Origin of the sequence: Nostoc sp. 'Peltigera membranacea cyanobiont' 210A, from assembly GCF_002246015.1 — a bacterium.
Lineage (GTDB): Bacteria > Cyanobacteriota > Cyanobacteriia > Cyanobacteriales > Nostocaceae > Nostoc.
Map to the genome: position 1 here is coordinate 232,647 of NZ_NOLJ01000008.1, position 22,493 is coordinate 255,139.

Sequence of the window (22,493 nt, forward strand, 5' to 3'; positions counted from 1 at the left end):
AAAGATTGAGATTTAACCACATTCAATAAACTGAGAAAATAATAAACTTTTATGACCTTATCACCTGTAGATTACCAATCCACATTAACTGCGGTTGATTTTGATCCATTTGCAGATGGAGAATTACTTCTAACCGCCCCCGCCACAGAATCACAAAAAGAAATTTGGGCTTCTGTGCAAATGGGGGATGCTGCTAATTGTGCTTATAACGAGTCTCAATCTCTGCGACTAAAAGGCGAACTTGATGTCAAAGTTTTCCAATCTGCGGTGGAAAAGTTAGTACAACGTCATGAAGCACTACGGACAACTTTTAGCACAGATGGCAATACACTCTGCATTGTTGCTTATCGGCAAATTGAAATCCCTATTATTGAACTTTCTAACCTAGAACCACAGGAACAACAGGAAAAATTAGCTAGTATCTGGCGACAAGAGGTAGAGCAACCTTTTGATTTGGAACATGGCCCTCTATTTCGCGCAAAAATTGTCAAATTGCAGCCGCAGCAGCATCTAGCTATTTTGACAGCCCATCATATTATTTGTGATGGTTGGTCTTGGGCGGTGTTGATGCCAGATTTGGGTAAACTTTATTCTGGCTTGCAACAGGGTATTATTCCTGAATTGGCAGAACCAGACTACTTAAGTGAATATGCGACTTTGCAGGAAGAAGAGGCGGATAGTCCAGAAGCGATCGCTACAGAACAATACTGGTTGCAACAATTCGCTGACTCTGTACCTGTACTAGATTTCCCTAGCGATCGCCCCCGTCCACCACTCAGAACCTTTAACGCCACCCGCGAAGATTGGCACTTAAATCCCGAACTAGTTGCCAACCTGAAACAACTAGGGACAAAACTCGGTTGTAGCTTTATGACCACCATCTTGTCAGGATTCGAGGTCTGGCTGCACCGTCTAACAGGACAAAACGACTTGGTTGTAGGTATTCCAGCCGCCGGACAAGCTGCTTTAGGGCAATATAATCTCGTAGGTCACTGTGTAAATTTATTACCATTGCGTAGCCAGATTAATAGCGAAAAATCGTTCAGTGACTACTTGCGATCGCGGCGATCGGCTGTCTTAGATGCTTACGATCATCAACAATTTACCTTTGGCAGTCTGGTCAAAAAATTAGTATTACCACGGGATTCTAGCCGCATTCCTTTAGTACCAATTATATTTAATGTCGATCAAGCCTTAGACAGCGATCAACTTCCCTTTATCGATTTAGAGGTAGAATTTTTCTCCAATCCCCGCGCATTCGAGAATTTTGAACTGTTTATCAATGCTACGGAATCGCATGGTGAAATTATTCTGGAATGTCAGTACAACACTAATTTATTTGACGCTGACACTATCCGCCGCCGGATGGCAGAGTTTGAAACTTTGTTATTGGGCATAGTTGCTAACCCTAATCAAATTATTGCTAAATTGCCAATTTTGCCAGCAGTTGAGCAACAGTTATTAGCAACATGGAACAATACTCAAACAGCTTATCCCCAAGATATCTGCATTCACCAGCTGTTTGAAACTCAAGTGGAGAAGGCTCCAGATGCGATCGCTGTAGTTTTTGAAGATCAACAAATTAGCTACCGCGAACTGAATCAGCGAGCCAATCAGCTAGCCCATTATCTCCAAAGCTTAGGAGTCGGGTCAGAAGTTCTAGTTGGCCTGTGTGTCGAGCGCAGCTTGGAAATGGTTGTAGGAGTTTTAGGCATTCTCAAAGCCGGGGGAGCCTACGTACCATTAGATTATGCTTATCCTCAAGAACGTTTAGCTTTCATGCTGCAAGATGCTCAGGTGTCAGTGCTACTAACGCAAGAGAAGCTAAAATCGGGACTACCCAACCATCAAGCAGAGATTGTTTGCCTTGATAGCAACTGGCAATCCATAGATTACGGGTTGGATAACCCAACACATAACGTCACTTCCCATAACTTAGCCTACGTCATCTATACATCTGGCTCGACAGGTCAACCGAAAGGCGTTCAAATTCAACATCAGAGTGCTGTTAATCTCCTGAATGCGATCGCTAAAGAACCCGGTTTAACCGCTGAGGATACTCTCCTGTCTGTTACTAGCCTATCCTTTGATATTGCCGTTTCAGAAATTTTTCTACCCCTGTCTGTAGGTGCGAAGTTGGTGTTGGTGAGCCGTGAAGTTGCGGCTGACGGCACTCAACTGTTAAAAACGCTAACCACCTCCGGGGCAACCTTTATGCAACCGACACCAGTTACTTGGCGGCTATTACTGGCAGCCGGATGGCAAGGTAGTCCTCAACTGAAGATGATTTCCACAGGTGAAGCCTTACCTAGAGACCTTGCAAATCAATTATTACCGAAGGGAGCTTGTCTGTGGAACCTGTACGGGCCTACAGAAACAACGATTTGGTCAACAGGCTACAAGGTGACAACGGCAAATAAAGCAATAGGCATTGGTTGCCCTCTAGCTAATACGCAAATCTACATTTTAGACTCCCATTTACAACCCGTTCCCATTGGTATATCAGGTGAGTTGTATATTGGTGGCGAAGGACTAGCAAGGGGATATCTGAATCGTCCCGAACTGACTGCTGAAAGATTTATTTCTAATCCCTTCAGCCCAAACCCGGAATCGCGTTTATACAAAACTGGAGATTTGGCTCGTTATTTACCAGATGGACATATTGAATACTTGGGTCGTATCGACTATCAGGTAAAATTGCGTGGTTTCCGCATAGAATTGGGTGAAATTGAAACCGCACTCCTGCAACATCCAGGAGTAAAAGAAGCCGTTGTAATCGTTCGAGAAGACACTCCTAATGAGACTAGTCTAGTAGGTTATATTGTTGCCGAAACTGGTCAAGATAGCTTGCAAGTGATTTCGCAGTTGCGTCGATTCTTGAAACAACAGCTTCCTGACTTTATGGTGCCAACGATTTTTATGGCACTAGAAGCTATGCCGTTAACCCCCAATGGCAAAGTCGATCGCAAGGCATTGCCAAAACCAGATGCTTCCCGCCCAGAACTGGAGGCAAATTATGTAGCGCCCCGCACTCCCATTGAACAGCAGATTGCAGATATCTGGGCGCAGGTTCTTAATGTCAAGCAGGTTGGAATTAACGACAACTTTTTTGAATTGGGTGGATATTCTCTATTAGGAATTCAAGTGGTTTCTCGAGTGCGCCAAGCCTTGCAAGCAGAAATTCTGATGTCCAATTTATTTGAATTACCAACGGTAGCGGATTTGGCTGAACGAGTGGAAACTCTGCGGTGGGCAACCCAAGGCGTTCAAGCTGCTGAGAGTGAAACAGCTGATGATTATGAAGAAGGTGAGTTATGAAAACATTAAATGAACTACTATCTGAGCTACGTCAGCGCGATGTCAAACTTTGGCTAGAAGGCGATCGCTTACGCTATCGGGCCGCAAAAGATAGTCTCACACCGGAATTGCTGACCGAGTTAAAAACTCAAAAAGCCGAAATCATCAACTTTCTCCGACAAATTGCTACAGCCGCCAGTTCACAAATTCCCCCAATTGTCGCTTGTGAACGGAATGGCAACTTGCCGCTTTCCTTTGGTCAGCAACGGATCTGGTTCCTCCATCAGTTTGAACCTGATAGTTCCTCAAATAATATGCCAGTTGTGGTGCGTTTTACGGGGAATCTGAATGTTGCTGTCTTAGAGGAAAGTTTAAGAGAAGTCGTCCGTCGCCATGAAGTTCTGCGGACAACTTTTCCAGCAGTGAATGGCAAGCCTACTCAAGTAATTGCCACCGATGTTTCCTTGACATTGCCAATAATTGACTTGCGGCAAGTAGCAAATGAACAACGAGAGGCGGAAGCTCACCTACTGGCAACTAAAGAAGCTCATCAACCCTTTGATTTAGGCAATGGGCCGATTTTGCGGGTGTTACTGCTGCGATTAAGCGATCGCGAACATCTGCTGATCTGGAATATGCACTGCATAGTTTGTGATGGTGCTTCATCCGATCTGTTCTATCAAGACCTGATTACCATCTATAAAGCATTATCAGCAGGTCAGGTTTCTCCTTTAACTCCCTTACCAGTACAGTATGCTGATTTTACCAATTGGCAATATCAATGGCTCCAGGGAGAGGTTTTAGAGTCACAGGTAAACTACTGGAAGCAAAAGCTAGAAGGCAATTTACCCATCATTGAGTTACCTTACGATCGCCCCCGTCCTCAAGGAGTGCAAACCTATCGAGGCGATCGCGCAGCCCTGCTGCTATCAAAGGCGCTAAACCATGCCCTAACAGACATGAGTCAAAAATGGGGTGTCACCCTGTTCATGACTCTACTGGCAGCATTCGAGCTATTGCTCTACCGTTATTCTGGACAAGAAGACCTACTAATTAACTTTGCAAGTGCAGGTCGAGGACAAGTTGAAACCGAGGGGCTGATTGGATTTTTTTCTAATACTCTTGTACTGCGGAGTAACTTTGCTCTTAACCCAACTTTCCGAGAATTATTAGACCGAGTGCGTAAGGATTGTTTAGAGGCTTATACCCATCAAGACCTACCCTTTGAGAAGCTAATTGAAGAACTTAGACCAGAACAGCGAAGTCGCAATAGCTCACCTCTATTCCAGGTAAAATTCTCCCTCAATCCTCCTTGGTCAAATGGTCGTGGCATGGCATCAGTGCAACTACCTGATTTGACTATCACTTCTCTATTTGGCTACATCTATCATGGCAAGACCAAATACGATCTGACATTGGTTTTGCGGGAACAGGATAATGGTCTGGGCATGGTATTTGATTACAATGCCGAGATGTTTGATGCCAGTACAATAGAGCGGATGTTGGCACACTTCAAAACTTTACTCGAAGGTATTGTTGCTAATCCCGATCGCCCGATTGCTGAATTACCCCTATTGACAGCACCTGAACAACATCAATTGTTAGTTGAGTGGAATAGCAAACAAGCTGATTATCCCCAGAATACTTGTATCCATCAGTGGTTTGAAACTCAAGCTAAAAAAACTCCAAATAATATTGCAGTCAGTTATAAAAATCAGCAATTAACTTATCAGGAACTTAACCAGAGGGCAAATCAACTAGCCTACTACTTGCAAACTTTAGGGGTAGAATCGGGGGTACTCATCGGTCTTTATCTAGAGCCTTCCCTGGAGATGATTGTGGGGCTGTTGGGTATTTTGAAAGTCGGTGGAACTTACGTACCGATTGCTCCGACATCTGGGCAAGATGGTCTGGCTGTCATTTTAGAAGATGCCCAAATATCTTTGGTGTTAACCCAAAGCTCATTAGTTGAGAAGCTCTCCAAGCATCAAGCACAAGCTATCTGTTTGGATAGTGATTGGGAAGTTATTGCCGTACACGTGACTGAAAATCCAGAAAGTTATGGCACAGATCGGACTCTCGCCTGTGTAATGTATGTGTCCGGCTCCAATGGAAAACCCAACGGTATAGCTATTACCCACCATAATCTTGTCAGCCACAGCTTGGCAATAAGCCAAACTTGGGAGTTGACTCAGAGCGATCGCTTACTACTCATACCTAGTATCAGCTGCGATACATTCATTGAATCACTCTTTCCCACTTGGATTACTGGTGCTACTGCAATTCTCCAATCTCAGGAGATGCAATCGACGACGCAGTTTTTCCCATTTATTGCTCAACAACAGATTACCGTTGTCAATTTACCTACTGCTTTTTGGTATGAGTTAATTAAAGAGCCATCTGTATCTCCACAAAATTTACCAGCCAGTTTGCGCTTAGTCATAGTTGGTGGTGAAAAAGTCTCACGCCATGCTTATCTAACTTGGGTAGAAAAAGTTGGCAAGCAAGTACGCTGGCTGAATGCTTATGGATCGCTAGAAACAACTTTAACTGCAACGGTTTACGATCCAGAGACTGCCATTGAAGACAGCACTCGGTCAGAAATTCCCATAGGAAAAGCGATCGCCAATACCCAAATCTACATCCTCGATCGGCGATCGCAACTTCTCCCTATTGGTGTAACTGGTGAAATCTACATCAGCGGTATCGGTGTTACCCAAGGCTACTTTAATCGTCCCGAATTAACATCTGCGAAATTTATCCCCAATCCGTTTAGCAGCGAACCTGGAGCATACCTTTACAGAACTGGTGACTTAGGACGCTACTTAAGTGACGGCAATATTGAGTTTCTGGGCCGCTTAGACAATCAGGTAAAAATTCGCGGCTTTCGCATTGAGTTGGCTGAAATTGAAACAATTTTGGGTCAATATCCAGGCGTACAAAAAACTGTGGTGATTGCCAAAGAAGATGTTCTTAGCGATAAAAGTCTAGTTGCTTATGTTGTCCCCAAACAAGGAGAAAGTTTTGGAAGTGAGCAACTGCTGAGTTTTCTCCAGCAAAAGTTACCTGAACATTTGTTGCCTTCTGCCTTTTTCATCGTCGATTCTCTGCCATTGAATGCTAATAACCAAGTCGATCGCAAAGCTTTATCTGCGCTGAATCCAACTAATTCTAAAATAGAAAAAATATTTGCCACAGCAGAAGATCCATTACAACTTCAGTTAACTAAAATCTGGGAAAACCTTTTAGGTATTCATCCCATTGGCATAAAAGACAACTTTTTTGATTTGGGTGGAAACTCATTACTTGCAGTACATCTGTTTTCTCAGATTGAAAAAACATTTGGTCTAAATCTGCCCCTAGCTATTCTCTTGCAATCTTCAACCATTGAGCAATTAACTAATATTATTCGCCAGCAAGGATTTTTGCCAGAAAGCCATAATCAGGTTGAGAGTAGTACTAGTACCAACTCAGAAAAATCGATGCCTTGGTCATCACTAGTACCAATGCAGCCCAACGGTTCCAAGCCACCTCTCTTTTGTATCCATGCAATTGGTTTAAGTGTCCTCTACTACCGAGATTTATCACTTCATTTAGGTGAAAATCAGCCATTTTATGCCCTACAAGCACGAGGATTAAATGGGAAAGAAGCTCCCTTTACCAAGCTTGCACAAATGGCGGCTCATTACATCAAAGAGATACAAACTATTCAACCTGAAGGCCCTTATTTTTTGGGTGGTTCCTCCTTTGGCGGACTAGTAGCTTGGGAGATGGCTCAACAACTCGTAAAACAAGGTCAAAAAGTAGCTCTGTTAGCTTTATTTGATACTACTGGCCCAAATTATATTAAACAAGCGCCATTAGAAAAGCGAGTTTCTCAGCATTGGGACAACCTGACAAAACTTGGGACTAATTACGTGCTTGAGCAAATCAGGAACAAAAGCTCTTGGCTGAAGTATAAACTTCAAGAAAAGTTCCGAAAATTTATCTTTAAATTTTCCTTAAGAATTTGGCGGACTGTACCTTATAACTACCGGAAATTAACAATCGAAGAGGCCAATAAACAGGCAGCCAGAGAATACGTTCTAAAAGCTTATCCAGGTCGAGTCACTGTATTCCGAGCAGAAGAGCGCGTTGCATTGGAAAAACGGGAGGTTGACCCCCAAATGGGTTGGAGTGAAATGGTCTTAGGAGGTTTGGATATTCAAAATGTCCCAGGAAACCACGACTCTATTTTTAGAGAACCCCATGTCCGAACTCTATCTGAAAAGATGAGGGCTTGTATAGATCGAGCTATTGTAGACATTTAAAATTCATTTAATTTGCAGAAATAGTTATAGCTTTCAACCTCATCTCGCTTCCGGGATGGGGTTGTTTTATTTGCGCGTAATAATTTCAACGATGTATGTATAAATTTGATCGCCACTAAAGCCCTTGCATCAGTTATAAGCTGGAAAATACATAGTATATATACTGAGGTTTGAATAAAAATCAGACAATAAGCTATATAGTACATTCTTGTCTTTGCTAGAAAAGAACATTACTTTTACAAACTATTTTGCAATCTCAAGGGAAATATGACGCAGAAAATCCTGAATTTTGTAGAAGTTCAAAAAGATGATACAAATGGTGTCGATGGACTTGCTGGTGCTAAATCCCTCACCATCAGCCCCGATGGCAAATTCCTCTATGCTACTGGATATGATGACTCGGCTGTAGCGGTATTTGAGCGGGATACAACCACAGGCGCACTGAGTTTCGTAGAAATTCAAAAAGATGATACAAATGGTGTCGATGGACTTGCTGGTGCTAAATCCCTCACCGTCAGCCCCGATGGCAAATTCCTCTATGCTGCTGGATATGATGACTCGGCTGTAGCTGTGTTTGAGCGAGATACAACCACAGGCAAACTAAGTTTTGTGGAAGTTCAAAAAGATGGTATCAGTAGTGTCGATGGGCTTGGTGGTGTCTATTCTGTCACAGTCAGCCCCGATGGAAAATACCTCTATGCTGCTGGATATGATGACTCGGCGGTGGCGGTGTTTGAGCGCAATCAACAAACAGGCCAGCTGAGTTTTGTAGAAGTTCAAAAAGATGATACAGATGGTGTCGATGGACTTGGTGGTGCGGTTTCTGTAACTCTCAGCTCCGATGGCAAATATCTCTATACTGCTGGATATGATGACTCGGCGGTGGCGTTGTTTAGTGCGCCTTTCAATCATACGCCAGAGGTGGCAAATGAAATTCTTGACCAAGAAACCACCGAAGATAGTGTCTTCAACTTTACCCTTCCAATTGACACCTTCAGCGATGTAGATGTTGAAGATACCCTGACTTACACTGCAACTCTAGAAAATGATGACCTACTGCCTACTTGGTTGAAGTTTGATCCTGCTACTCTTACCTTCAGTGGGACTCCGACAAATAAGGATGTAGGTAATCTAAACATCAAAGTCACTGCTAAAGATATTGCTGGAGAGCAAGCTAGTGATATATTTACGCTTGGGGTTGCCGATAAAAATACTCCTACTACTCTATTCACATTAATTACAGGCGATATCTTTAGTGTCAAGACTAAGCTGAAGACTAAAGGCAATAAAGCAAAAATCTCCATCAAAATTAAAACCAGCACTTCTAAAGAGGTGAATGAACTGTGTGTATTTAATGTTGATGATGATGAAGGTAAGATTGATGGCATAGCCCCTGGTGCAGAAGGCTATACACAAGCTGCTCTTTTACGCTCCAAGGTGATTTTCTTCTCCCTTGCTAATATGCCCAAAGGTTTCAAGCATGACGATGTGAATAATGTCTTAGAATTTGACTCTGATACCAAACTCCGATTCTATAGCGTATCCAACAGTACTACTCAGGCTGTACTGTCTGGAAAAGCATCTTTTTCAAGTGTCGTTTTTTCCTCAGCCACAAATACCAACACAGGAGAAGAAGGCTTTTCTCTCAACTTCCAAGATTTTGCTGTAACGGTTCAGGCAACAAATCAAGAAATATCTTTGGGTACAAGTTTGCAAGGCAAAAAGGAAGGCGAACTGATTGATTTACGGGGTGTAGGACAATCGGTAAAAGCTGACTTCAAGGTTTATAGAGAAGCTGCATTGAACAACTTTGTCGGTTTTTATCAGGTGGCTGATGAGAATGGTGGCATTGACACCAATAGCGATGGTAAGGCAGATATTCTCGTAGGACAAGCAGGCTATGCCGAAGCAGCTGTGCGTGGGCGTGTTACAGGCATTGACTTGACGGTGAGCAATCAAGGTTCGGCAACATCTACCAGCACTTTCGGAACTGATTCGCTATTTGCACCCTTTATTATTATCAATGGTAAAGCGGATAAGTTTCTCGATAATAATGCCAATAACGATCCGAAGATTTACTTCTCATTTTTGGGTGCTAACTCAGATCAGGTAGATCACATTCGCCTGTTGGGAAATAACACCTTTGGTTTTGAAGATTTAGCCAATGGTGGTGATAAAGATTACAACGATATGATTGTGCAAGTAAATTTGAGTGTCAATATTGCCTAGATCAAAGGCGAGTAATTACTTAGAAAAATAATACAACCTCATCCCGGTTAAGGGGTGAGGTTATTTTCTGCATGGTGATTACATGGACTCATATATGTATAAATGCGATCGCCAATAAAACCTTTGCATCAGTCCTAAACCTGTGCATCAGCGTGTTACAGGCATTTTTTGACGGTGAATAACCAAGGGACAGTTAATTACACCGCGACTTTCAAAGCTGATTCTCTGTTTGCGCCATTTATTATTATTGATGGTATGGTAATATCGATCCGAAGGTTTAGGCAGTATATTTACTGAAGTTTACCATTAGCTTTTTATATTTATATTAGGATTCCGATTTAATTTTTGAAAACATCCTGAGACTGAAAAGCCCATTTTATCAGGATTTTATCTAAAATATTGTTCAGAAATCAAATATGATTCTTATATCAGTTTAATAATTGACTCCTTGGCTATGCCAAAAAAATACTGCTTCTACGTGATTTACAGGATATGGTACGTAACGGCTGTAACCAAAAAACTATTAATTAATTAAGAGTAATTATGTCAGACACTATCCCGATTGCGATCGCAAAAGAGCCAACTCAAGACTTGTATGAGCAAATACCTGCTACTCACTTAGTTTTCATCGACTCACAGGTTGAGAACTACCAAAGTCTGGTAGCAGGTGTATTGCCGAACACCTCTGTTGTAGTCTTAGACCCTGACCAGAATGGCATTGAACAAATTAGCCAAGTGCTGGCAACTCATCGGGAAATCAACAGCCTACACATTGTTTCTCACGGCGCACCAGGGCAAGTTTATCTGGGAAACAGTCAACTCAGCTACGAAACCCTCAACCATTATGCTTGGCAACTAATGGACTGGGCAAATGTTTTGAGTGCAAATGCACAACTGCTGTTGTATGGTTGCGAAGTCGGGCAAACAGAGCAAGGTAAAGCATTTGTACAGCGTCTGAGTGAATTGACAGGTGCAGTAGTAGCGGCGTCTGATGATTTAACGGGGAGTACTGCATTAGGTGGTGACTGGGAACTGGAAGTTTCTACGGGGGCAATTGTTCCTACTCTGGCGTTTCAGCCAAAAGTAATGGCAGCCTACGCTTCAGTACTAACTGCTCCACTCTTGTCCAAGGCGATCGCAGACCAAAAAGCCACCCCAGGTATTCTCTTCAGCTTCACTGTACCAGATGACATTTTCACTGATCCAGATGTCGGAGATAGCCTTACCTACGCTGCAACTCTGGACAACGATACGCCTTTGCCGAATGGGTTGAAGTTCAATGCTGCTACCAAGACTTTCAGTGGTACTCCCGATAATGGGGACGTAGGTAGTCTAAACATCAAAGTTACCGCTAAGGATGTTGGTGGAGAAACAGCCAGTGATGTGTTTAAACTTACTGTTGATACTCCTCCAGTCTTGTCCAAGGCGATCGCAGACCAACAAGCCACCCAAGGTATTCTCTTCAGTTTCACTGTACCAGATGACACTTTCACTGATCCAGATGTCGGAGATAGCTTTACCTATACTGCAACTCTGGACAACGATAAGCCTCTACCGAATGGGTTGAAGTTCAATGCTGCTACCAAGACTTTCAGTGGCACTCCTGAGAATCAGGACGTAGGTAGTATAAACATCAAAGTTACTGCTCAAGATGGTGCTGGAGAGCAAGCCAGTGATGTGTTTAAAATCACGGTTAAGAATGTCAACGATCCTCCAGTTTTAGTAAAAGAAATTGCAGACCAACAAGTTACTGAAGACACACTCTTCAATTTCACCATCCCAGCTGACACCTTTAGTGATGTGGATGTTGGAGACATCCTCACCTACACTGCAACCCTGGAAAATAATGACCTACTACCTACTTGGTTGAACTTCAATCCTACTACCTTTACCTTCAGTGGTACTCCTGAGAATGAGGACGTAGGTAGCTTGAACATCAAAGTCATAGCTAAGGATGTTGCTGGAGAGCAAGCCACTGATGTGTTTAAACTTGCGGTTGCTGACGATACTGCTGTAGTGACACAAATTACAGGCGATATCTTTAGTGTCAAAACTAAGCTGAACATTAAAGGTGATAAAGGAAAACTCTCAATCAAGATTAGAAACAACACCTCTAAAGAGGTGAACGAACTAAATGTATTTACTGTTGACGATGAACAAGGTAGGATTAACGGCATAGCCCCTGGTGCAGAAGGCTATACGCAAGCGGCTCTTTTGCGTTCAAAGGTGGTTTTCTCCGCTCTTGCTAATCTGCCTAATGGTTTTAATCTTGCCGACCTGAAAAACATATTAGAATTCGACTCTGATACCAAACTCAGATTTTATCTGGTATCCAACAGTACTACTCAGTCTGTACTGTCTGGAAAAACCCCCTTCTCAAGTGTGCTTTTTCCCTCAGGTACAAATAACAACATAGAAGATCAAGGGTTTTCTCTTAATTTTCAGAATTTGGTAGTAAATATTCAGCCAACCAATCAAGAGGTATCTTTAGGTACTGGTCTGCAAGGCAAATATCAAGGCGAACTGATTGATTTACGGAGTGTAACACAATCGGTAACAGCTGAGTTTCAAGTCAACAGAGAGGCATCTTACAATAACTTTGTCGGCTTCTATCAGGTAGCTGATGAAAATGGTGGTATTGATACCAACGGTGATGGCACAGCAGATATTCTTGTTGGGCAGGCTGGCTACGCCGAAGCTGCTGTGCGTGGGCGTGTTGCAGGCATTGACTTGGCGGTGGGCAACCAAGGCACTGCAAATTACACTGGCACTTTCGAGCCGAATTCTTTGTTTGCACCATTTATTATTGTGGATGGCAGACCCGATGCAATTCTCAATGGTAATGCCAATAAAAATGTTTACTTCACATTCTTGGGTGCTAATTCAGATAAGGTAGATCACATTCGGCTGTTGGGAAATAACACCTTTGGTTTTGAAGATTTAGCCAATGGTGGTGATAAAGATTACAACGATGTGATTGTGCAGGTCAATTTGAGTGTTAATCTTGCTTAGTATAAAATACGAGTAATTACTTAGCAAAATCGAACAACCTCATCCTAGTTGCGAGGTGAGGTTGTTTTCTGCATAGCGATGAGATGGACTAGCTATTAATTAAATTAGTAAATTTACTGAAGGCACTTGTTGTCTTTTCTTCATAAATTTAATAGTTGATTCCTCTAGGCTAACAAAGAGTCTTCCTCTTTACTTTTCCAGTTAATTTTTATTAAATTAAGCTAGCAAAAAAGTGATGGAGAACTATTTCATAATTAGGGTATAGGTGGTTTTTAACGAGGAAAGCTCCTGTTTTTCGCCATTAGTGATATTGTCAATCCCTGTATTCAAGAATTTGTCAAAAATAATTCATAAATTTAAAGTTTTTTTTTATTACATAATTCTTAACTAGGGTATTTACTTAGGAATGCATCTGTGATATTTTCATGTTGACTATCATAAAGTAAAATATACAGCGCTAAATTTAACAAGCACGTTTATTTGTTTTGGTTTGATAATAAGTATCCATCTTGCATAGTTGCAATACTAAAGATTGATTTTATTTGTATAAATTATGTAGCGTTAACCAAGTGATAACTTGTCCTCGATCTATTTACAGTATGCTTTATTTTGAAAAACGCGTAACAATCGTAACCGTGTGATATAAATACAGGTCTGGAATTAGACTAAATTTCCCTCTGTGCTGTTACACATTTAAACACCTGAATTCCACAGAAGTCTTGTCACTGCTGGCATAAAACCAAACACTGCCACTGTTAGTAAAAGAGATACTCCCTAATATTTTCGACTTAATTCCTCACTTTAACTTGTTTTATATGACTTATATTAAGAACACTTTTCCCGAATTTCTCACCACCCTAGAGGGGTTTGAGCAGTTGCCAGATGGAGCGATCGCTAATCTATCAGAACAACTGCAAGCCTGGCGCTATCGCATAGGCCAGAAAATCATTGGTAAAGAAAGTCTCCCGGAACGCATCACCATCATTTATGAGGGACAAGTGCGGCTGTTGGGATATGACCCCCAGACGCAATTGCCAATCACCCTAAAATTATTGCAACCTGGGGAAATTATCGGCGAAATTGGTTTGTTGCGCGATATCGCCTGTGAAACAGCGATCGCTTCCACCGAAGTAGTATGTTTAACCTTGAGTGCAACAGCATATTTTAGCTTTCTAGCTTCATATCCAGCTTTTGCCGAAGCTCGTAAGAACCGCAGTTATTTGGTAGAAGTTTTCGATATTCTCGCTTCCTATTGGCAAAAGCAAGCGATCGCTACTTTAAATCTCAGAGAACTGACAGAAAAAGCCTTACCACAGGCGAAAATACATTATCTCCCTTCAGGAAAAACTCCCTTCAACCAACTGGATAGCAAAAGCGTTTGGTTTGTGAGTGGCGGTGGTACAGTCACGGATTTGTCACCTGGCGATCGCCTAGAATCAGACGATGACAGAGACAAGATTCAGGTTATCAGTCAAAACCCCGCACGGTTGCTTGGTATACATCCGTCAGATTTGATCTTAGAAGATAGTCATGAGATAGAACTTGCGGTAACTGAAACCAGAGTAGATAGAGATAGCGCTGACGAACTAGAGATTATTCCCTACGCATCAGACGAAATAGTTCCACAAACAGCCCCCCAAAATTCAAAGAATTCATCAAAACAAAAATACCCATTTTTTGGCGGTAAAGGAGAACTAAATTCAGCCTTCGCCTGCTTCCAAATGATCGCGAAGTACCTAGAAATGCCGTTTCGTCGAGAGGTAGTTCGCCGCATCTTAACTGAGCAAGTCAAACGTCAGGGGACTATATCGTTTCAAGTTACTGCTTACTTGGCAGAGTTAATTGGACTCAAGGCGCAGTTGATAGAGTTACCAGTCGCTTCAGTGACGCGCATTCCAACACCAGCGCTGATTCGCTACGGTGATAATTTTGCCGTTTTATATGAAGTAGATGCCAATACCGTGGTTGTGGGTGTTCCATCAAAAGGAATTGTGCGCTGCAAACCCGCTCAATTGGTTGAACAATTAGAAGTCGATCCAACTGACTTTCCGCCCAAAGTTAGGGTATTACTGCTGACTGCTACCAACCAAACACCCCAAGAACGCTTTAGTTTACGGTGGTTCATACCCTATTTATCAAAGCACCGTCGAGTCCTGATAGAGGTCTTTATTGCTTCCTTTTTCGTGCAGTTGGCAGCCTTGGCAAATCCCCTAGTCGTTCAGTTAATTATCGACAAAGTTATCACTCAAAATAGTATTGGCACACTACATATTTTGGGGGTTTTGCTATTAGTAGTCGGACTATTTGAAGCAGTACTAACTACCTTACGAACCTACCTATTTGTCGATACCACTAATCGGATCGATATGGGTTTAGGGTCGGAAATCATCGACCACTTACTACGTTTACCGCTGCGCTATTTTGAACGCCGACCGGTGGGTGAACTTTCGACTCGCATCAACGAACTAGAAAATATCCGCCAATTCCTCACGGGTACTGCCTTAACGGTGGGGTTAGATGCTCTATTCTCGGTAGTTTATATCGGTGTGATGCTGATTTATAGTTGGCAACTCACATTAGTCGGGTTAAGCACAATTCCTGTGTTTGTCGTCATCACCTTAATTGCTTCTCCCACCATTAGCAGACAGTTACGTGCCAAAGCCGAACGCAATGCCGAAACTCAATCTTATTTAGTGGAGGTGATGTCAGGAATTCAAACAGTAAAAGCGCAAAATATCGAATTGCGATCGCGCTTTTCCTGGCAAGAGCGTTACGCCCGATTTGTCGCCGCTGGTTTTAAAACAGTTGTGACTTCTACCCTCGCTAACTCTACCAGCAACTTTCTCAACAAACTTAGCAGCTTACTAGTTTTGTGGGTAGGAGCTTATTTAGTACTGCAACAAGAATTAACTTTAGGCGAATTAATTGCTTTTAGGATTATATCGGGTTACGTCACCAGCCCAATATTACGTTTAGCTCAACTCTGGCAAAGCTTCCAAGAAACAGCCTTGTCTCTAGAGCGTTTAAGCGATATTGTCGATACCCCACAAGAAGGAGAAACAGACCGCTACAATATACCCTTACCTACCATTAAGGGAGCAGTGAAATATGAAAATGTTTCCTTCCGGTTTGGCACAAGTGGTCCTCTGCAACTTTCTAATGTCAACCTCGAATTTGAGCCAGGGAAATTTGTCGGCATTGTCGGGCAAAGTGGATCTGGTAAAAGTACGATGATGAAATTACTGCTGAGACTTTACGAAACTGAGTCCGGCAGAATTTTGATTGATGGTTATGATATCGCCAAAGTGGAACTTTATTCGCTGCGACGACAAATTGGCGTAGTTCCCCAAGAGACATTATTATTTGACGGCAGCGTTCAGGAAAATATTGCCCTAACCAATCCCGATGCCACAACCGAAGAAATTATCGAAGCGGCTCAGGTTGCGTGCGCCCACGAGTTTATCATGAACTTACCAAACGGTTACAACACGCGGGTGGGAGAACGGGGTTCTGCACTTTCAGGTGGACAACGACAAAGAATTGCGATCGCTCGTTCTGTTTTACAACGACCAAAATTATTAGTTTTAGATGAAGCAACCAGTGCATTAGATTATCCCACAGAACGGCAAATATGTCTCAACTTAGCCAAAGCATTCAAGGGTGATACAGTATTTTTTATTACCCACCGACTGAACACCGTCAGTAATGCAGACATGATTGTTGTTATGGATAACAGCAGGGTTATAGAACAAGGTAGCCATCAAGAATTAATGGCTACTAAAGGTCATTATTATTACCTGTATCAGCAACAAGATGTAAACTTGTAATTAGTCATTCTTGAGGGCAAAGGTTTTTGGCATCGGGAAACATTGCCCACTCTACAAAAAAGTCAAAATCCAAAATCCAAAATTGTTATGACTCAACTTAATGGGAATCACCTCAACGGCAATCAGAAAAACGGCAATCACAAAAATGGAGTGAAGCACGATTCACAGCTACTGACAAAACAACAAAAAGCTGCTCAAGAGTCTTTAACTAACTTAAACAATCAGGAATTTGAGCAATCTATTGTCTTGCGCCAATCTCCAATTTGGTCGCGTACAATCATGATTACACTAGTGGGGCTAGCCTGCTTTGGAATTGCTTGGGCTTATTTTGCAAAAATTGAGCAAGTAGTGCCAGCAACAGGGCAATTAAAACCCCAAGGAACAGTCAAAGAAGTTCAGGCTCCTGTGAGCGGAGTGGTGAAAACAGTTAATGTAAAAGATGGACAAGAAGTGAAGCCAGGTGATTTACTGCTAACTTTTGATTCCATAGCCTCTGTTGCCGAATTAAATTCTTTGAATAAAATTCGCCTTGCATTAATGAAGGAAAACCAGATTTATCGCCGATTGATGAATGCAAGTACTGCCAATGGATCTGAAGCGTTATATCTGCGCGGTAACTTGCCACAAGAAACTGCTTTTCTGTTGAAAAGTCGGGCAGGATTAGTAGCAGAAAATCAATTATTCCGCACTCAATTAAAAAATTCTGGTCAAGATTCTGGAGTAGGAATTGATGAACAACAACTTCTACGAGTTGCCAAACAGGAATTAGACTCTCGGTCTTCCGCAGCACGATTAGAAGTAGAAAAGACCAAAAAACAACTGGTTCAAAATCAAATTAAGCTGGAAGATAGTAAATCAAGTTTAGCTATTCAAGAGGGGATTTTAAATAAGCTGAAGATATTAGCAGAAGAAGGTGGAATTTCTCAACTTCAGTATCTTAACCAGCAACAAGAAGTTCAAAACCGCACGGCAGAAGTAGCGCAACTAGGTGAGGAACTGAAACGCCTCCAGTTTGATATAGAAAAAGGACAACAAGAGTTAAGCAATACGGTGGCTGTTTCTGATAAAAACATTTTGGATAAGATAGCCCAGAACAAACAGCAGATTGCCACAATCGATAGCCAATTCATGAAAGTTGTGCTGGAAAATGAGCAGCGTTTGGCAGATGTCAATAGTAAAATATCTCAATCACAGTTAAATGTTAAATATCAAGAACTCCGCGCACCTGTAGCTGGAACAGTTTTCGATTTGCAAGCAAAAAATCCTGGGTTTGTCGCAACTCCAACGACAAAACTGTTGCAAATTGTCCCCAATGAAAACTATATTGCTGAAGTTTTCATCACTAACAAAGATATTGGGTTTGTGCGAAAAGGTATGAAAGTAGATGTCAGAATTGACTCCTTTCCTTACAGCGAGTTTGGCGATATCAAGGGAGAAGTGACTGGGATAGGTTCAGACGCATTACCGCCAGACCAAACCCATCAGTTTTACAGATTTCCGGCAAAAGTCTCATTAGATAAACAATCCCTCGTGATTAAGGGCAAAAAAGTTAACTTGCAATCAGGTATGTCCATCAGTGCCAATATAAAAGTGCGCGAAGAACGGACTGTGCTTAGTTTATTCACGGAGTTGTTTACCAAGCAAGTTGATGCTCTTAAAGAGGTACGATAAAGAGGGTTGAGTTAAAAGACCGCAGTGACTCTACAAGGAGAGTTGCTAGTTCACTAAGTACATCAGTACTGATTACTTTTTTCTCTCTCAGCACTCCACACTCTTGATGATGGTTAATTTTCAACGCATCGAACCTGCTCCCGGACAAGAATCAGTTTGGGATTATCCCCGTCCTCCTCTTTTGGAGGACACAACCAAACATATCCAAATAATCTTTAACGGAGTAGTAATTGTAGATACTCACAGCGCCAAACGTGTTTTAGAAACCAGTCATCCTCCTTCTTACTACATTCCCCCAGCGGATATCAAAATGGAATATCTACAGATGACTCCGCAATCTAGCTTTTGTGAGTGGAAGGGAAGTGCTGGTTACTACACAATCAGAGTTGGTGATAAAGAAGTCCATAATGCTGCCTGGTTCTACCCCAAACCCACACCAGTCTTTGAATCCATCAAGGACTATGTAGCTTTTTATGCTCATTTAATGGATAAATGCTACGTTAATGGCGAAGAGGTGCAACCACAACCAGGTAACTTCTACGGTGGTTGGATAACCAGTGATATTGTTGGGCCATTTAAAGGCGCTCCTGGTACTTGGGGATGGTGAATCGATTTTGGATTTTAGATTTTAGATTTTGGACTTGTCATGAGCGTTGAGTCTAACGATTTTAAATTTTGGATAATAAAATCTATCAATGTAGTGGCGTGTCAAGGCTAAAATGTTGCAATAAATTTTCTTGTGGGGCGGGCATCTTGCCCGCCAATTAGGACGGGCTAGAAGCCCATCCCACAAGAGTTTGCTAATGCACAAATTTAGTCTTGACACGCCAGTAGGTTGGGTTGTAGCTTGCTTCCCCGTAGGGGTACGGCAGTGAAACCCAACATAAACAAGGATTAAATGTTGGGTTTCATTCCTCAACCCAACTTACTACTAATAAACTGAGTTTTTAGGATTACTGAATTGATGTTCTAGCTACCTAGCAGCTTTCGTTTCAAACATCAAATACGTCCCTCCTAGTCCTTCTACAATTGTGCGTGTGTTGGCAATCATCATTTTCTGATAAGTGTCCGCATCGCTTTCTGGTTCACCAAGTCCTTCAGTATATAGCTTTCTGTCAGAAATGTTCACTTCAGCTTCTGTGGCTACAGATTGAATCAAATTAGGATTGATTTCCACCTCAGCAAAAATCGTTGATACTTTAGCCCGTTTAATGTTGGTAGCCAAATTGCTGACTCGTTCTGCCGTCAGTTTTTCATTAGTATTAATACTTTGCAATCCTCCTGCCAATGAAATACGGTATGCTTTGGCGTAATAACTCAGTGCATCAGAGGTTGTAACTAACTTACGTTCTTTGGTAGGAATACTGGCAATTCTTGATTTAATCCAGCTATCTAGCTGAGTGAGTTCATTGGTAATTTTTTTAGTATTACTGCTATAAGCCTCTGCATCACTAGATTGTAATTTTCTCAAATTACTATTAATTACCTCCACCATTCTGATAGTATTTTTGGTATTGTGCCAAACATGAGGATCGGCTATATTTTTACCACCTGCCTGAAATTTTTGTGGCTTAGGCACTGCTAGTTGAGCGACAGCTATTTTTGGTGTAGGGTTTTTAGTCGCTTTAATTAACTTGATCAAATTTGGTTCAAAATTGTAGCCATTATAAAGAATAAGATTAGCTTGCTCAATGGCTTTACGATCTTCCGGTTTTGGCTTATAAAATTGGGGGTCGGCGGTAGGAGAAATTAAGCAGGTGAGGTTAACTGTATTTCCAGCAACCTGCTTGGTTAAGTCACACAGTACGCTTGTAGTCGCTACAACTTGGGGAAGATTCTCATTTACCTGGGTGTTAGTCTGAGTGAATGTAGTTCTTACAGCTTGATTTCCACACCCAACAAATCCAATTGTCAAGGTAGCAAGAATAGCTGGGAAGAAATTATTCAATGGTGATTTTTTTGACATCCTCAACTCCTACTGGATGTATAAAAAAAGATAATCATTATTGGTAAAGTATTAGTAAAATACCAGGGGAAAGTCTTCAGCAGGGAAGAGGTTTATGGCTGAGGGGGAAGCCTTCGGCAAAGAAAGGGGTAAAGGTTAAGGGAAGAGGAATTAAGAGACTTTCTCCTCTATCACTTATCTGTTTCCCAAGTCCACGTCCAGCAATTTTTGGTTAGTGAACCACTAGTGAGGTTTTTACAGGCAAAATATTAGTTAACTGCACACGACAGACTGGAAAACTGGTAGAGGTAGAAGCACAATAATAAAGGCGATGCTGGGGAGTCTCCAAGGAGTGTAGTGTAGTTCTCTCACCATCTGTTGAAGGGTCTATACCATTGTGCTTACATCCCACAAAGCTCTCAAATTGGCTAGGATTATCAGGTTAAGGAGTGGGAGGTAGTAATGATGGGGCTTATGAAGCATACGGGTTGATTTCGCAAACCAAGTCGTGAATCTAAGGCAATTGTAGCTGTGGTTTTGCGAGGAGTGGACATATCATTGTTACAAAATTGGCAAATTGGCGATTTTTTAGCCATCAGCCTTTGTTACACTAATTTTCACCTAGTAAAGTCTTTCAATATCGCTTAGAGCATTATCTAACTACTTTTTATTGCCAGAATACAGATGTACTTTGTACCACAAATTTTATCCTTTAATTTCTTCATCATTAAATAAGAGCCAAATCAAGTATATAGAACAATTCCTCAAAGCTAATATTGGTCAAGATAAACAATGGTAATTTTAGTTGTCATAATTAACACCCTGATTTCACTGGTACTACTCTATGTGGCTTGGCGGGTGTGGCAACTTAAGCAGCAGCTAGCATATATAGCAGATAGGTTAACCGCCTATGAAAGTTGTACCAATGCAGCACTGAATAAAGCACCCGAAAATATTTATCTCAGCCAACAGAATATTTATGACTTACGGCAGAGAAATCAAGCGTTACAAATACAAATTCAACAAGTGCGGCAAATTATCAGTCTACTTTTGCTAGGGCGGCAAATCTGGCAGCGTTATTTTCTGAAGCTAGAGTTAATATCTGGGAAAAGAAAAGTTGCAAAATGAGTTATGTCAATTATTAGTGGGATAGGTTCCTGTATAACGATGCCTTTGTGATGTGGAAGCATCGCTATAGAGGGAAATCTATTAGAGAATTTATTTGGCCTGTTTTAAAGTATAGCCATAGCCATAAAGATTAGGACGTAAACTATAAGAGTTAGCATTGCATCTACCCCATCCCAATGGCAAAAGCTTATAGCGATGATTTCCGGCGAAAAGTTATGCAAGCGATTGAATTAGATGGTCTCAAAAAGTGTGAGGCCAGCCAATTGTTCAATATCAGTCGCAACACAATTAACTTATGGTTTCAGCGCAAAGCCGAAACAGGTGATGTTAAGCCCAAACACAGGAAAGCATCGTCAGACAATAGCAAAATCGGTGATTGGCAGAAGTTTCGCTCCTTTGTCAAAGAGCATGGGGATAAAACTCAGAGTGAGATGGCACAGTTATGGGAGGGAAAGATTAGCCAGCGCACGATTTCCAGGGCATTACAAAAGATTGGACATTCGCGTAAAAAAAAACTTACGGATATAGCCAACGAGACGAAGCCAAACGGGCAGCGTTTTTAGCACAACTGAAAAATCCGAAAGCATCACATCTAGTATATGTTGATGAGTCTGGCATGGATGAACGCGACAACTATGGCTACGGATACTCTCCTGTTGGGAAACGCTTCTACGACCTTAAATCAGGTCGGCGGCAAGGTCGCATTAATATGATTGCTGGGTATCGGGAGGGGCAATTGATTGCACCATTTACCGTTGAGGGAGCGTGTAACCGAACCGTGTTTGAAACCTGGCTAGAAACTTGTTTGATTCCAGTGTTGCGTCCGGGTGAGTGGGTGATTGTAGATAATGCGACATTTCATCATGGCGGTCGCATTGCTTCATTAATTGAAGCCGCCGGATGCCAGATCATCTACCTTCCGCCCTACTCGCCAGACCTCAATCGGATTGAAAAGTGTTGGGCATGGCTGAAAAGTAGGGTTCGTAAGTTGTTACTCAAATCCGATAATTTGCGTGATGCAATAGAAACCGTTCTCAAGCAAGCAGCGTCCTAACTCATGTGGCTACAGCTATA

Annotated in this window: 9 protein-coding genes and 1 pseudogene; 9 read left to right on the plus strand and 1 reads right to left on the minus strand. The window is 41.9% G+C overall.

All coding sequences use genetic code 11. The features are described from left to right. Nucleotides 1–51: 51 nt before the first annotated feature. From CDG76_RS25440 to CDG76_RS25470, 7 genes and pseudogenes are all read left to right on the plus strand, one after another. Nucleotides 52–3,315: pseudogene (locus CDG76_RS25440) on the plus strand (non-ribosomal peptide synthetase); the annotation flags it as partial. After that, complete coding sequence (locus CDG76_RS25445; RefSeq protein WP_094351678.1) at nt 3,315–7,607, plus strand: non-ribosomal peptide synthetase; 4,293 nt, start codon at nt 3,315–3,317, stop codon at nt 7,605–7,607. The pseudogene CDG76_RS25440 and the gene CDG76_RS25445, both read left to right, overlap by 1 nt. Nucleotides 7,608–7,874: 267 nt before the next feature. Next, on the plus strand, nt 7,875–9,836 hold the full coding sequence (locus CDG76_RS25450) for a beta-propeller fold lactonase family protein (RefSeq protein WP_094351679.1): 1,962 nt from the start codon (nt 7,875–7,877) through the stop codon (nt 9,834–9,836). 543 nt (nt 9,837–10,379) lie between these two features. Beyond that, nucleotides 10,380–12,848 (plus strand): putative Ig domain-containing protein, encoded by a 2,469-nt coding sequence (locus CDG76_RS38590; protein ID WP_094351680.1) that lies wholly within the window; start codon nt 10,380–10,382, stop codon nt 12,846–12,848. 815 nt (nt 12,849–13,663) lie between these two features. Further along, nucleotides 13,664–16,675, plus strand: coding sequence for a peptidase domain-containing ABC transporter (locus tag CDG76_RS25460; protein ID WP_094351681.1), 3,012 nt, complete (start codon nt 13,664–13,666; stop codon nt 16,673–16,675). 87 nt (nt 16,676–16,762) lie between these two features. Continuing rightward, the gene (locus tag CDG76_RS25465; RefSeq protein ID WP_094351815.1) at nt 16,763–18,346 is read left to right on the plus strand and encodes an HlyD family efflux transporter periplasmic adaptor subunit; all 1,584 of its coding nucleotides are present in this window, start codon (nt 16,763–16,765) and stop codon (nt 18,344–18,346) included. Between the two features lie 109 nt (nt 18,347–18,455). Next, a complete protein-coding gene (locus tag CDG76_RS25470; RefSeq protein WP_094351816.1) occupies nt 18,456–18,953 on the plus strand; it encodes a DUF427 domain-containing protein in 498 nt (165 codons plus the stop codon). A gap of 366 nt (nt 18,954–19,319) precedes the next feature. Here the strand turns inward: CDG76_RS25470 and CDG76_RS25475 are convergent, their stop codons facing one another. Next, a complete protein-coding gene (locus CDG76_RS25475; RefSeq protein ID WP_094351682.1) occupies nt 19,320–20,312 on the minus strand; it encodes a metal ABC transporter solute-binding protein, Zn/Mn family in 993 nt (330 codons plus the stop codon). A gap of 771 nt (nt 20,313–21,083) precedes the next feature. Between CDG76_RS25475 and CDG76_RS25480 the strand changes: the two genes are divergently transcribed. Both CDG76_RS25480 and CDG76_RS25485 read left to right on the plus strand, forming a co-directional pair. Then, the gene (locus CDG76_RS25480; protein WP_094351683.1) at nt 21,084–21,419 is read left to right on the plus strand and encodes a hypothetical protein; all 336 of its coding nucleotides are present in this window, start codon (nt 21,084–21,086) and stop codon (nt 21,417–21,419) included. Nucleotides 21,420–21,595: 176 nt separating this feature from the next. Beyond that, nucleotides 21,596–22,473 (plus strand): IS630 family transposase gene (locus tag CDG76_RS25485; RefSeq protein ID WP_223265378.1). Its coding sequence is split into 2 segments (ribosomal slippage): nt 21,596–21,925 and nt 21,928–22,473, totalling 876 coding nucleotides; the frame shifts between segments, so codons are not numbered across the junction. Nucleotides 22,474–22,493: the final 20 nt, after the last annotated feature.

Coding starts and splice junctions, on each gene's coding strand:
- CDG76_RS25445 (WP_094351678.1), top strand. CDS start 3,315: ATGAAAACATTAAATGAACTACTATCTGAGCTACGTCAGCGCGATGTC.
- CDG76_RS25450 (WP_094351679.1), top strand. CDS start 7,875: ATGACGCAGAAAATCCTGAATTTTGTAGAAGTTCAAAAAGATGATACA.
- CDG76_RS38590 (WP_094351680.1), top strand. CDS start 10,380: ATGTCAGACACTATCCCGATTGCGATCGCAAAAGAGCCAACTCAAGAC.
- CDG76_RS25460 (WP_094351681.1), top strand. CDS start 13,664: ATGACTTATATTAAGAACACTTTTCCCGAATTTCTCACCACCCTAGAG.
- CDG76_RS25465 (WP_094351815.1), top strand. CDS start 16,763: ATGACTCAACTTAATGGGAATCACCTCAACGGCAATCAGAAAAACGGC.
- CDG76_RS25470 (WP_094351816.1), top strand. CDS start 18,456: ATGGTTAATTTTCAACGCATCGAACCTGCTCCCGGACAAGAATCAGTT.
- CDG76_RS25475 (WP_094351682.1), bottom strand. CDS start 20,312: ATGTCAAAAAAATCACCATTGAATAATTTCTTCCCAGCTATTCTTGCT.
- CDG76_RS25480 (WP_094351683.1), top strand. CDS start 21,084: ATGGTAATTTTAGTTGTCATAATTAACACCCTGATTTCACTGGTACTA.